8 protein-coding genes are annotated in these 13,481 nt (G+C 71.3%); 2 read left to right on the top strand and 6 right to left on the bottom strand.

What is annotated here, in order from left to right:
* Positions 1-44: 44 nt before the first annotated feature.
* Together ABTZ89_RS06685 and ABTZ89_RS06680 are read right to left on the bottom strand one after the other, a co-directional pair.
* Positions 45-2,996: an AAA family ATPase gene (locus tag ABTZ89_RS06685; RefSeq protein WP_351041032.1), complete on the bottom strand. Its 2,952-nt coding sequence runs from the start codon at positions 2,994-2,996 to the stop codon at positions 45-47.
* Positions 2,993-4,177: an exonuclease SbcCD subunit D gene (locus ABTZ89_RS06680; RefSeq protein ID WP_351041029.1), complete on the bottom strand. Its 1,185-nt coding sequence runs from the start codon at positions 4,175-4,177 to the stop codon at positions 2,993-2,995. Before ABTZ89_RS06680 ends, ABTZ89_RS06685 begins: the two co-directional genes overlap by 4 nt.
* 229 nt (positions 4,178-4,406) lie before the next feature.
* On the opposite strand from ABTZ89_RS06680, the gene ABTZ89_RS06675 reads away from it, so the two are divergent.
* A complete protein-coding gene (locus ABTZ89_RS06675; RefSeq protein ID WP_351041026.1) occupies positions 4,407-5,390 on the top strand; it encodes a DNA recombination protein RmuC in 984 nt (327 codons plus the stop codon).
* 136 nt (positions 5,391-5,526) lie between these two features.
* On the opposite strand, the gene ABTZ89_RS06670 is transcribed toward ABTZ89_RS06675, so the two are convergent.
* The 3 genes from ABTZ89_RS06670 to ABTZ89_RS06660 all read right to left on the bottom strand — a co-directional run bounded on the left by ABTZ89_RS06670 (position 5,527) and on the right by ABTZ89_RS06660 (position 9,586).
* Positions 5,527-6,465, bottom strand: a complete 939-nt coding sequence (locus ABTZ89_RS06670) for an alpha/beta hydrolase fold domain-containing protein (RefSeq protein ID WP_351041023.1) — start codon at positions 6,463-6,465, stop codon at positions 5,527-5,529.
* A gap of 81 nt (positions 6,466-6,546) precedes the next feature.
* Entirely contained in the window at positions 6,547-8,046 is a 1,500-nt protein-coding gene (locus tag ABTZ89_RS06665; RefSeq protein WP_351041020.1) for an FGGY-family carbohydrate kinase, read from the bottom strand.
* Between the two features lie 124 nt (positions 8,047-8,170).
* Positions 8,171-9,586 carry an L-fucose/L-arabinose isomerase family protein gene (locus ABTZ89_RS06660; protein ID WP_351041018.1) on the bottom strand — a complete coding sequence of 472 codons (1,416 nt, stop codon included), beginning with the start codon at positions 9,584-9,586 and terminating at the stop codon, positions 8,171-8,173.
* Between the two features lie 234 nt (positions 9,587-9,820).
* On the opposite strand from ABTZ89_RS06660, the gene ABTZ89_RS06655 reads away from it, so the two are divergent.
* Complete coding sequence (locus ABTZ89_RS06655) at positions 9,821-10,825, top strand: LacI family DNA-binding transcriptional regulator (RefSeq protein ID WP_351041015.1); 1,005 nt, start codon at positions 9,821-9,823, stop codon at positions 10,823-10,825.
* A gap of 66 nt (positions 10,826-10,891) precedes the next feature.
* Here the strand turns inward: ABTZ89_RS06655 and ABTZ89_RS06650 are convergent, their stop codons facing one another.
* On the bottom strand, positions 10,892-13,210 hold the full coding sequence (locus tag ABTZ89_RS06650) for a glycoside hydrolase family 172 protein (protein ID WP_351041012.1): 2,319 nt from the start codon (positions 13,208-13,210) through the stop codon (positions 10,892-10,894).
* Positions 13,211-13,481: the final 271 nt, after the last annotated feature.

Raw genomic sequence — 13,481 nt, 5'->3', positions numbered from 1 at the left:
TCGTGAGTACTTCGGGGTGCTCTGGCACCCCGAAGTACTCACGATCAGGTTTGGAGCTCGAGGGTGGAGCCTTCTCGGGACTTCCGGACGCGGAGGCGGACGCCGATTCGTTGGCGCATCTCCTCGACGTGGGAGACCAGGCCGACCACTCGGCCTCCCGCGCGCAGGTCGTCGAGGGTGTCCATGACCAGGTCGAGGGTGTCCGCGTCGAGGGTGCCGAAGCCTTCGTCGATGAACAGCGTGTCCAGCAGCGCACCACCGGTCTCCGCCGCCACCACGTCCGCCAGTCCGAGCGCCAGCGAGAGCGAGGCAAGGAACGATTCTCCGCCGGAGAGGGTCTTGGCCGGACGTATCTTGCCCGAGTAGTCGTCGAGCACGTCGAGCCCGAGCCCACCGCGAGTACCGCGCGCCCCGGCCGCATCGGAGTGCACGAACGAGTACCGCCCGCCGCTCATCCGCTGCAACCGCCGGGTCGCCGCGACGGCGACCTCCTCCAACCGAGCGGCCAGCACGTACGCGCGCAACGACATCTTCCGCGCGTTCTGCCCGCGACCGTTGACCACGTCCGCCAACGCCTCCAGCTCGGCGTGCTCCGCCAACGCCGGCCCGAGCTCCACCCACGCTCCGCGCAAGCGCTCCGCGAGCTGCGCGATGTCGCGCTGCCGCTGCTCGGCGCGATGCGCCAACGCAACTGCGCGCTCCGCCGCTTCGCGCGCGACGGTCGCCGCCTCGGTGGCCTCTTCGAGGCCGACCTCGGCGGTTCCGTCGACTCCGACCAGCTCCGCGCTTGCCAGCGCTGCGCGGGCGCCTGCGGCGCGCTCTTCGACCTCGGCTAGCGCCTCGGCGAGCTGGGTGAGCCGTTCCTCGCTGCGCTCGGCGGCCAGGGCAGCGGCCGGGTCGTCGAATCCTGCTGAGGTTGCGGCTTCGGCGAGGGCCTCCTGCTGTTCGGCCAGGCGGCGTGCGGCGTCGTCGCGGGCGGTTCGGGCCGCTACCAGCTGTTCGAGCTGGGCTGCGACGTCGAGCAGATGTGCGCGGCGGTCGGCGATGCTGGGGAAGTCGCCGCGCGCTTCTCGCAACCGCAGCTCCCGTTCTTCCACTGTGGATAGCAGAGTGGTGTGCTCGCTACGCGCGGTCGCGAGGCCGGTGCGCAGTTGCGACAGCTGCTCGGCCAAGCGCTCCGTGGAGGCTTCCAGCTCCGCCAGGCCGTTGGTGCGCTGCGGAAGTTGCTCCGCCGCGCTCCGCAACGCGGCGCGCTCCGCTCGCAGTTCTTCCAGTTCGGCCGCGAGCTCCGACTCGGTGCGGTCGCCGAGGCGTTCCACCAGGCCGTCGACCTTCTGCTGCGCCCGCTGCGCTTCAACCGCCGCTTTCTCGCGGCGTGCGTGGGCCTGCTGCTCGTCGAGCTGGGCCTTCTCCTCGTCCTCGGCGCGCACCGGGTCGTCGATCGGCTCGGCTGGTGCGGGGTGTTCGGCCGAGCCGCACACCGGGCAGGGATCGCCGGTGGCGAGCCGGGTCGCGAGTTCGGCGGCCATGCCGGCGAGACGACGGGCTCGGAGGTCTTGGAGCAGGTCGCGGGCCTGCTGGTGCGCATCGACCGCCTGCTGGGCGCTGGACGTCGCCGTCGAGAGCGCCTGCTGCGCAGCCGGAAGTTCGCGCGCGGCGTTCAGCAGCGCTGCGACCTCAGTTCCCCTGGACTGCACGCTCTCCAGGCGGAGTTCCGCGTGCTTGGCCTCTTCGACCTGTTCGCGGGCAGTGGTGATGCGTTCCGGAAGAGCCGTCTGCTGTTCGAGCAGCTTCGCCTCGCGCTGCTCGTCCCGGGTGATCTGCTCCGCGAGCTCGGTCGCCCGGCGGCGGTCGGTTTCCTGTTGCTGCGCCTCGGGAACCAGGTGCGCCAGGGCACCGGCTTCCTCTCGCCGCGCCCCGGCTCGGGTACGCAGGTCCTCCAGCGGCGTTTCCGCATCCAGCCCGCACCGCGTCGCCGCGGCGACGACCTCGGCGCTCGCCTTGTCCCGTTCCTGCTCGGCACGGCGGACCGCACGGTGCGCGGCCAGGACCGGGACTGCGCGGTGCGCTGCCTCCCGCTCCGCGCGCCAGGCGTCGTGCTCAGCCTGCTTCTCCCCGATCTCGGCGAGCGTGGCGTTCGCCTGACGAACCCGGCGCACCTTGTCGGCCAGCTCCCGGCGTTCCGCCAGCGCTGCTTCGGCGGACTCCCGGTCGCGGCGCAGCCGGGACTGCTCGACCTGCGCGCCTTCCAGCTCGCGGACCGCGGTTTTCTCGATGTCCTCCAACCAGCTCTGATCGTCCACATCGGACTCGTGCGCGACACCGGATACCTGCGAGACCCGCGCCAGCAGCTCGCGCACCTGCTGGGTCTGCGCCTCGACCTCCCGGCCGCGCTCCCGGCGGCGCTCCACGAACCAGCGCTCGACCTCGCCGAAGCGCTGGGTGCCGAACAGCTTCTCCAGCAGCTGCTCGCGCTCGGCGGTGTCCGAGCGCAGGAACCGGGCGAACTCGCCCTGCGGCAGCATCACGACCTGGAAGAACTGCTCGACCGTCATGCCCAGCAGCCGCTGGACCGTGCGCGCGACCTCGTCGATCCGGGTCAGGCCCTCCGGCGGGTACTCGGTCGGGGCGCCGTCCACCCAGGTCAGCGAGGCCTTCGCCTGCTGCGTGGTGAACCCGTCGCCGCGCTTCTTCGGCCGCTCGTACTCGGGGCTGCGCTCCAGCCGCAGGCGCTGGCCCTGCACGGTGAGCTCCAGCACCACCGTGGTCGCCACGTCGGCCGCGGCGGTGTCGCAGCGCAGCCGCTTGACCTGGCCGCGGGCGCCCGGAACCGAGCCGTAGAGGGCGAAGGCGACCGCGTCCAGCAGCGTCGTCTTGCCCGCGCCGGTGTCGCCGTGCAGCAGGAACAGGCCGTCGGCGCCCAATTCGTCGAAGTCGACCACCTGGTGGTCCCGGTACGGGCCGAAGGCGGTGACTTCCAGGCTGTGCAGTCTCATCGCGTCCCCTCCGCGGCAGCGACCGCGCGCAGCGCCTCGCCGATCAGCGCGCGTTCGGATTCGCTGGGCTCCGAGCCCCGGCAGTCCGCCACGAACTGGTCGGCCAGCGCGTGGTCGTCGCGGCCCCGCACGATCTCGGCGTAGCGCAGCGGGGCGGTCGCGCGGCCGGTCGCCGGCTTCCACTCCAGGTGGACCGCGTGCGGGAACCGCTGCTGGAGCTGGCGCATCGGCTCCAGCGGGCGGACCTCGTCGGTCAGCGTCACCGACAGGTAGCAGTCCTCCAGCTCGGCGTGCTCGGGCTCGTTGAGCAGGTCCGCCAGCTCGCCCTGCGCGGTGGCCAGGCGGCGCGGGACCGGTAGCTCACGGCGCTGGATGCCAGCGAGGCCGTCGGCGTCCAGGTCGACCAGCCACACCGACTTGCGCTGCTTGGCCTCGGAGAACGAGTACGCCAGCGGACTGCCGGAGTAGCGCAGGTGCTCGTCGATCCGCTGCGGACCGTGCAGGTGGCCCAGTGCGACGTAGTCCACGCCGTCGAAGACCGAGCCCGGCACCTGCTCGACGCCGCCGACCGCGATGGTGCGCTCCGACTCGCTGCTGTCACCGCCGGTGACGAACGCGTGCGCCAGCACCACCGAACGCGTTCCGCCGGGGCGCCCGGCCAGATCGGCGCGGATCCGGTTCATCGCCTCGGTGAGCACCGCGGTGTGGCCGCGGGACTCGATCTCCGCGCTGGCCCCCGGCACGTCCGAGCAGATCTGCAGCGCGCGGCGCGCCGGATCCGGCTCCAGGTACGGGATGCCGTAGACGGCGACCGGGCCGTGCTCGTCGGCGAGCTCGACCGGCACGTGCAACCCGGCGACCTGGGTGCGCAGGTGCAGGCCACCGGCCGCGGCGAACTCGGCGAACGCGCCCACCCGCGCGGCCGAGTCGTGGTTGCCGGAGGTCACCACCAGCTGGGCGCCCGCCTCGCGGATCCGCGCGAGGACGCGCACGCAGGTCTGCACGGCCTCGCCCGATGGCACGGCGCGGTCGTAGAGGTCCCCGGCGACCACGACGACGTCGACCTGCTCCTCGACGACCAGATCGGCCAGCCCGCCCAGGACGGCCTCCTGATCTCCGAGCAGGTCGCGCCCGTGGAACGTCCGGCCCACGTGCCAGTCGGAGGTGTGCAGTACCCGCATGGACCTCAAGCTATCGACGTCCCACCGGATCCCCGTCGACCCCCCACATCGCTTCGGCGTGTCGGACACCCCCACCCCATCGCGTGACAGCCCGATCACGTGCTGTCGAGCTGGGTCGATTTCGTGACCGCCCTGCGGGTGGCGCGGGGCTCGCGCCGGGGTGCGTGATCTTGTCGGGTCGGTCGGCCATCATTTGGGCTGGAAGCGGCCACTACCGGACGGAGCTCATGTGGGTACCGGCGTCCTGATCACCATCGTCGTCGTGCTGACGCTGTTGTTCGCCGCGGCGCTGGTGCTGATCTGGCGGCTGTACACCGACAGCGCGCACCGCGCCGACGAGGCGCTGCGCATGGTCGAGGCCGAACGCGCCCGCAGCACCGAGCAGCAGGCCGCGCTGCGCCGGTACGAGGTGGCCTTCGCCTCGATCACCGGCCGCGGCGAGCTCGGCGAGCAGGTCCTGGTCGAGACCGCGCGGTCGCTGGGCCTGCGCGAAGGCATCCACTTCACGCTGCAGACCGACCTCGCAGGCGGCGGCGCGGCCCGGCCGGACATGGTGCTCGAGGTCGGCGGTGGCCGGCAGGTCCCGGTCGACGCGAAGGCGAGCCTGGCGGTGTGGGCCGAGGCGATGGAGACCGACGACGCCGAGGAGCGCCGCGACGCGCTGCGGGTGCACGTGCGCAACATCCGGTCCCGCGCCACCGAGCTCGCGGGCAAGGGCTACCAGAAGTGGGCCGACGCGATCTACGGCTCGATCATGTTCGTGCCGTCCGACGCGGCAGTGGTCGCCGCCCTCGACACCGACCCGCAGCTGCTGACCTGGCTGCTGGACAAGCGCGTCTTCCTGTGCGGACCAACGGGTTTCGCGGTGCTGGCCTCGGCGGCGATGTTCGCGGGCACGGAACGCACCATCGCCGAGGACATCGAGCAGGTGCGCGGCCAAGCGGTCCGGGCCCAGCGGGCCGCGAACGGCGCGGTGGAAGCGGTGAACCTCTCCAGCACGCACCTCCAGCGCTTCGTCTCGGCCCGGCGCCGCGAGCTCGACGCCCTCGAATCCTTCCGCAGCGCGGTCCAGCCCCTGGCCGAAGCAGCCGGTTCCGGCACGGTCGACTCGGTCCGCCGCAACGAAGACGCCCTTGTCAACGGCACTTCAACGCCGCTCCCGGAGGACGACGCACCCCAACTCGTCCAGAGCGCGGAGAACGAACCCCGCTGACAGGTCGTCCACTGAGGACGGTGCAACTCGGGTCGTGAGCACTTTGGGTTGCTATAACGCCCCAAAGTACTCACGACCACCTACCAGGCCAAACGGCCGGAGGTACCAGTGCAGGACGAGGGTGGAAAACCCTCAGTCAGACGTAGGTCTCGACGAAGGCCGTGACGGTGTCCGCGATCAGGGCCGTGTGGGGGCCCTTGCCGAAGCCGTGGTCCAGGCCCTCGTACGGGTGCATCTCCACCGTCACGCCGCGGCGGCGCAGGTCGGCCGCGAAGTCCAGGCTCTGCTCCAGCGGGACCAGGGAATCCGCCGTGCCCTGCTGGATCAGGAACGGCGGCTCGTCGCCGGAGAGGTTGCGGACCGGGCTGATCGCCGCCGCCTTCTCCGGGCAGTCCACCGGCATGCACCCGAGCAGCTGCTCGACCACCCGGCGCGCGTACTCCTGCATGTGCGGCTGCGCGCGCTGCGCCTCCGCGCTCATGTCCGTCGGGCCGAACCAGTCCACGACCGCGCGGATCCCGGTCAGCCCGCCGCCCGGCTTGTCCAGGTCGCCGGCGATCGCACCGAGCTGAGACACCAGGTGCCCGCCCGCGGACGCGCCCCAGAGCGCGACCCGATCGCCGTCGAGGCCCCACTGACCGGAACGCTGCTGCAACCAGCGCACCGCGTCGGCGACGTCGATGAGCTGCGCCGGAGCCTGGGCCAGCCCGGTCAGCCGGTAGTCCACCGTCGCGACCGCGTAGCCGCGTTCCAGCAGGCGCTGCGTGGTCAAGGCCTCGGTGGCGCTGAGGTCCGCGTCGATCGTGCGCTTGCCGGCGTCCCAGCCGCCACCGTGGACGTAGACCACCAGCGGAGCCGGGGTCTGCTGCCGAGCGGGCAGGAACAGGTCCAGCTTCAGCGCACCGGTGTCGTGCTCGGCGTAGACCTGGTCGCGCACCACCTCGGCCGCGCCCAGGTCGCGCGTCGCCACCTCGACCTGCGGAGCTTCGTCGGCACCCGAGACGCGCGAGCACCCGGCGGTGAGCAGAGCGATCAGGGCGAAGCAGGCCGCCAGGACACGTCGCGTCACCGACATCCGCCCCGAGCCCTCCCCGATCTAGCTAAAGCTCACTCGAATGCATGAGCTTAACAAGATCAGTGGAGCGTCATCGGCGAATCAGCCGCGCTCATCCGCCGCACGCTGCTCACCAGCCAAGAAGTGCGCGATCCGCACCGTCGAGTCGTAGAGGTCGCGGTAGTGGCGGAAGTAGGTGTCGTAACGCTCGGTGTGCTCCGGGTTCGGTCGGACGGTGCGAGCCACCGGGTTCCAGCTGTCCGGCTCGACGGCCGTGCTTGTGCCCACCCCGGCGAGCAGCGCATCGCCATAGGCCGCACCGATCGTCTCGCCCGGCACCTGCTGCTCCTGGCCGGTGATGTCGGAGACGATCTGCGTCCACAACCCGCCCTGGGTGCCGCCGCCGACCGCGACCAGCCGCCCGGCCGTGCCGCCGGCCTCGCCCATCGCCTCCAGGTTGTGGCGGACGCCGAACCCGATGCCCTCCAGCGCCGCCCGGTACAGCTCGGCCCTGCCGTGCTCGAGGGTCAGCCCGGCGAGCATCCCCCGCGCGTCCGGGTCGAAGATCGGCGTCCGCTCCCCCGCGAAGTACGGCAGCAGCAGGAGACCGCGGCTGCCCGCGGGAACCGCCGAGGCCTGCTCGACCAGGTCGGCGAACTCGCCGTCGACCAGGTTCCGCAGCCACTGCGTGACCGCGCCCGAAGTCGCCATGCCCGCCGCCAGCGTGTACGTGCCGGGGAACGCCCCGCAGGTGCCCCACAGCGCCGGGTGCGGCCGCACCTCGTCGAGGACCTGGACGAAGAACATCGTGGTGCCGTACATCAGCATCACGTCGCCCGGCTGCCGCACGCCGACGCTGGTGGCTTCCGCCCAGGCGTCCACGGTTCCGGCGGTGACCGGAAGTCCTTCCGGCAGACCGGTTTCGGCCGCCGCCCGCGCGTTGACATGCCCGACGACCTCGGTCGGCCAGGCCAGCTCCGGCAGCGCCCACCCGGGTGCCACGCGCTGCACCCAGTCCTCCGCCCAGCTGCGGGACTGCAGGTCGTAGAGCGGGTCGCACTGGCTGGCCGAGTGGTGGTCGAGCACGTAGCGACCGGTGAGCCGGTGCACCAGGTACGAGCTGCACATCAGGAGCATCTCGGTGCGCTCGTAGACCTCCGGTTCGTGCTTGGCCAGCCAGCGGATCTTCGGCCCGACGGCCTGGCTGGACAGCGCCGAGCCGCCCCGGCGCAGGATCTCGTCGGCGCCGAATTCCTCGGTCAGCTCGGCGATCTCCTCGGTCGCGCGGGTGTCGACGCCGTAGAGGATCGCCGGGCGCAGGGGTTTGCCGTCGCCGTCGGCGGGCAGCAGCACCGGACCGATGCCGCTGACGCCGAGCCCGGCGATCTCGCGCCCTTCGGCGGCCGGGACGAGTTCCCGCGCCAGCGCCAGGAAGTCCTCCCACCACACCGATTCGGGATCGTGCTCGACCCACCCCGGGTGCGGGTAGGACGTCTCGTGCTGCCGACTCGCCCGGGCCAGGATCCGCCCGTCGGTGCTGACCAGCACGCCCTTCGAACTAGCCGTCCCGATGTCGATCCCGAGCAGAACCTTCTCGGCCACCACGCCTCCTCAACTCGCACCTTCGGTCCCCCCACCGCGCCCCAGTCTCCCCGACGCGCGGAACGCAAATTCAATGGAAATCGGACGTCCAATTTCCATTGAATTTGCGTCCGTCGCCCAGCGGTCAGCCGCGGGTCCACTCGTCGAGGCGGACGTCCAGTTGGGACGCCACTGCTCGGAGGGTTTCGCGGTGGTCGCCGGGGATGGCGTGGATGTGGTTGGCGCCGAACTTCGACAGGAACAGCTCGCCCGGCGCGTCCAGGCGTGCGAAGGCGTGCGGCCACTCCGGCGTCGACTGGTCCACCAGCGCCTTGTTGGTGGCGTCGTCGTAGCTCTCGAACTCGCCGAGCATCAGCTGCAGCCGGTACTCGCCGTCCTCGCGGGTCAACCGGCCCAGCGTCATCTCGCCCGGCGCCGCGATGTGCTGGACGGACGCGCCACCGGCAGGGAAGAAGAACACCTCCGGGTAGAAGTTGACCTTGGCCAGGTTCTCCGCCGGGTCGTCGCTGCGCGCGGCGTACCAGGTGGCGTGCTGACCGGAGTTGCACAGGTCCCAGATGTCGCGGTCGGCGTGGTAGTGGCGGACGTCGGCGAACAGCACCGGCTTGCCGGAGATGGCCTTGAACAGCTGCATGGTCAGCGCGCCGTCCATGTCCGCCTCGGTGGCACAGACGTGAGTTTCCTTCGGACCGTTCCAGTCGTAGGGGTCGTTGAGGAACGCCTCGGTGACGTCCATGGTCGCGAAGTTCTCGGTCAGCTCCGGCTGCGCCTTGATCCCGGAGAAGTCCAGGTTGCGCTCGGCGATGATGTCCCGGATCGCCAGGTAGGAGCGCAGCTGCCGCTCCAGCAGATCCGGGGTCAGCTTCTTGCCGTCGTAGTGCACCCCGGCCGCGTGCTGCTCGATCCACTCGCGGGCCTTGCGGGCTTCCCCGGCGTCCGCCTTGTCCGCGCGCAGCACCAGCTCGTACTGGTCGATCTCCTCGACGTCGATGCCGAACTTGCGCATCCACTGGTCGGTGTTGGCCACCGCGGTGTTCATGCCCATCGGCCGCCCGCCGAACCGGCCGAAGGTCGAACCGCGCAGCGACTTCACCGCGGCCGACGCCGTGGCCTGCACGCCGATCTTCTCGACCAGCGCGACGTCGTCCGGCGCGCCCCACGCGCGGGTGTGCCGGCGACCGATCTGGTCCAGCGCACCACCGGCGGCGAGCATGCCGACCAGTCCCGGCTCGGTCGGGTCGGTGCTGGCCACCAGCACCAGCGGACTGCGGGTCGCGTCCGCGGCGAGCATCGTGAAGTGCGGGAAGGACCAGACCGCGTAGTAGAAGACGGTCACGTCCACGTCGGCTGCGGCGACCTCGCGGGCCACCGAGGTGGCCAGCGCGTTGGTGGCCACCAGGTCGTCGCCGACCACCACTTCGTGCCCGGCGTCGCGCAGCGCCCGAACCAGACCGTCCTGTTTGGACTGGATGAAGCCGGCGTTGCGGGCGTGGACGTGGTGACGACCGTCGGAAATGCTGACGACACCGATGCGGGCCACAGTTCCTCCAAATTGAGCGACAGGCGGCGTTGACTGCGCAGGAGCGGCGGCGAGGAGGCGCCACCAGCACCACCCGGCGGGCTCCCCCGCGGGGTCGCCCGACCGGAACAACTCGTGTCCGAAAAGCCGATATCACCGGCGAGCAATCGTTTACTCGGACGCTATTCTGGCAGGACACGGGCTGTCAAGGCAGGTGGCCCGCCATCACTCGGGAAGAGGTCACGAGGAGGAACCGTGGCGACGATCAGTGACGTGGCGACCCGCGCCGGGGTGTCCACCGCGACGGTTTCCCGCGCGCTCAACGGCAAGAGCTCCGTCGACCCCGCGCTGGCCGCCAGGGTGCTCACCGCGGCTGCCGAACTCGGCTACCGGCCCAACGGCCCGGCCCGCAACCTGCGCAAGCAGGAGACCGCGGTGCTGGCGTTGATCATCGCGGACGTGGAGAACCCGTTCTTCACCGCGATCGCGCGCGGTGTCGAGGACGTGGCGCACGCAGCGGGCTACTCGGTGGTGCTGTGCAACTCCGACGACGAGCCGGAGAAGGAGCGCGAGTACATCGACGTCGCGCTGCAGGAGCGGGTCGCCGGGGTGCTGCTGTCCCCCACCGGGCACGGCGAGAGCGCCGAGCTGCTCGGCCGGCACACCACGCCGGTCGTGGCGGTGGACCGGCCGCTGCCGAACTCGCCGAGCGACACCGTGCTCGTGGACAGCCGGCTCGCCGCATCCGAGGCGGTCCAGCACCTCGCCGACCAGGGGTACCGCCGGATCGCCTGCCTGACCGGCCCGAGCGGCGTGCTCACCGCCGACGACCGGCTCGCGGGCTACCGCGACGGCCTCCGCACCGCGGGGCTGCCGGAGAGCGACGAGCTGGTGCGGCGGTCGGAGTTCAAGGCGGCCGGCGCCAAGCAGGCCGCGCATTCGCTGCTGACCCAGCCGGACCGCCCGGACGCGGTGCTGGTGGGCAACAACATGATGGCGGTCGGCGTGCTGGAGACCTGCGCCGAGCTCGGCATGCGTCCCGGTCGCGACATCGGCGTGGTGGCCTTCGACGACGCACCGTGGGCAACCCTGCTCGACCCGCCCCTGACGGTCGTCGCCCAGCCCGCCTACGACGTCGGGGCGGTAGCGGCCCAGCTCCTCCTCGGGCGGATCGCCGGTGAACGGGGCGAGGTGACCACGACGACCCTCTCCGCGCACCTGGTCGCCCGCGCCAGCAGCACCCGGCCCCAGCAGGGCTGAAGCGAACGGACCGCCCACCTCTCCTTTCGAGGTGAACGGTCCGTTCGCTCTGCTCCGCCCTGGTGGTCAGCCGTTGGACTGGTGCTCTTCGACGGCGTCCTGGACAGCTTGTTCGACGTCGGACGGCCGGGTTCCGTCGTTCTGGCCCGTGGTGTGCGGCGCCGTCGTCTCCGGGGTCGACGGCCGGGCCGGAGTCGCCGACGGGGCCGGCGACGCCGGGGTCGACGGAGGTCCGGTCGGGGCTTCCGACGGAGGCGCCGACGGGGCCGGGGAGCTCGGCGACTGGGTCGGCACCGGCGGGAGGCCGGGCAGCGCTCGGCCCGATGCGTTCCCGCCGTACCAGTAGGCCGTCGAGCCGTAGTCGCCCGGCTCGTCGTTGACCGGGCCGTGCTCGATGCCCGCCACGATGCCGGTGCGGAACGGCACCGCGTCGTTCACGAACAGCCGGTAGGCGCCCGTGCAGTCGTACTGGCAGCCGTCGCCGTTGATCTCGTGCGACGGGTTGCCCGCCAACGGCATCGAGTAGGTGGTGCCGAACCGGAAGTACCAGCCGGACTCGTAGAAGTCCTCGGTGCCGGTCCCGTGCCAGGCCGGGTCGCGGTTGCCGTCGACGAAGAACCGCTCGTCGCCTTCCAGGTAGTTGCGCTGGTTGACCTCGCGGGTGTTGACATCGCGGGTGCCGGCGCGCGTGTCGGAGAGCGGCTGGTCGGACCGCGTCCTGGCACCCGGCGGGATCAACCCGCGCATGCTGTGCGTGACGCCGTAGAAGGTGCCCGATCCGCTGGCGGTCAGGAAGTTCCAGTCCTGGCCCGGCACCGTCTGGCCGCGGTGGTGGGTGGCGTGGAAGTAGCCCGCGCCGGGGACCGGTGCGGTCGGCGCGCTGGTCACCTCGGCGGTCGCGCCGGTCACCGGCACCCCGCCGGTGTTGACCAGCTCCACCTTGGCGTTCTGGCCGAACGGCATCGGCCACCAGGACGTGTACCAGCCGTCCAGACCCGGGTCGATCGAGCTCATCATGTTGCGCACGTCGTACTCGCCGAGGCCGCTGCCGAAGAACTCGCCGATCGGCGCGTCGACCGTGGTCTGGCCGTCGAAGCTGATGCGCAGGCGCATCTTGTCCAGCACTTCGTCGGAAGCGGCGACGTCCTCCGGCCTCGTCGGGTAGCGGCCGACCAGCTTCTCGCGGGCGAAGACCGGGTTGTCGATGCGGTATCCGTGCGCGGCTTCTTCGCCGGGGTGGCCCGGTCCGAGGTCGAGGACGTCGGTGCGGACCCAGTCGCCGCCGACCTTGCTCTGCACGTCGTAGCGGAACTCGTTGAAGTCCAGCGACGAGGAGATGAACTTGTTCTCGACGTCCACCGTGGACTTGCCGGAGGTCACCGTCGGCGGCACCTCGATGACCTGCACGCCCCACGAACCCGGTGCGGCGCCGCCGCTGCGCCACTCGCCGACCTGCTGCCCGTCGACGCTGAGGCTGCCGACCTGGTCGGCGATCTGCGGGTCGTACCGCCTGATCACCCGGATGCCGTCGTTGTTCGGCGCCACCCGCATCGTGAACCGGCTGCGCCCGGCCGCGCCGAACGCCCGCCCGTCGTCGACGACCTGGGGTGCGGCCACCACCTGCGGCACCTTCAGCCGCAGCTGGTTGATCTGGCCGGCGCCGGACAGGTCGGCGACGGGGGTGGCCGCGCCGGGCGCCAGGTCGAAGTCGCGGCGCACCGGGGTGCCGCTGGGGCTGCCCTTCGGGTCGGCGACGCCGAACTGGCGCAGCTTCTCGACGACGTCGGTCGCCTGCTCGTTGGGGTTGAAGGTCTGCACCCCGTCCGCGTCGGGGAAGGCGCGGTAGGACAGGTGGTAGAAGTACGGGTTGTGCTCGACGGTGACCCGCATCGACTTGCGGTACGGCATCGGCACCTTGATCACCACGCCGCCCGCGGTGTCGTTGTCGTCGCCGACCAGCGGCCACACGAACGGGGCGCCCAGCTTGCCGCGCACCACGTCGATGAACGGGGCGTCCACCACCGTCCGGCCGTCGAGCTCGATCACGATGTTGCCGGTCGCGGTGACGTCGCCGAGGGGTTCCCGGGTGCTCCAGATCGAGGTGATCTCACCGGGGCCGTCGTGCTCGCCGATCACGCAACCGCGGTCGGAGATGCGCAGGCAGGAGTAGGTGCCCTGGAACCCGTCGTTGTTCCCGCCGGTGCGGTCGTAGCTGGAGAACTGCAGGGACTGCTCGGCGCCGCGGGACTGCGACATCGAGTCGAGGTTGCGGTAGGTGTCCCAGCCGACCGGTCCCTTGGTCGGCGCTGCGGGCTGCGCCTGCAATTGACCGGAGCCGAACCCGACGCCGGCGTTGGCGACCACTCCGGCCGCTGCGAGCGCCACGACTCCCAGGTAGGCACCGACTCCGCGGGCACGGCGTCTCCCGCTCGACCGCGGCGTTGCTGAGCGGACTCTCATCGTGCTCGGCCTCCCCACGCATCACTGTCCTCAGTGGACTGTGGTGCAGCTGTTCCGATGATGGTGCGCGGCTACTGGATCGAGTTCTCGTTCTGCTCCGCAGCGGAAGATCACTCGCGCATTCCGCGAAAGCGTAGGAAAGAGATCTCCGGGAAGGAAGTGATAGTGCTGCGGTGTCGGGGAATCAAGAACGCTA

This window comes from Saccharopolyspora sp. NPDC002686 (genome assembly GCF_040295745.1).
Taxonomy (GTDB): Bacteria; Actinomycetota; Actinomycetes; order Mycobacteriales; family Pseudonocardiaceae; genus Saccharopolyspora; species Saccharopolyspora oryzae.
The sequence above is the reverse complement of the archived record's forward strand: the minus strand, read 5'-3'. Positions and strand labels throughout refer to the sequence as shown.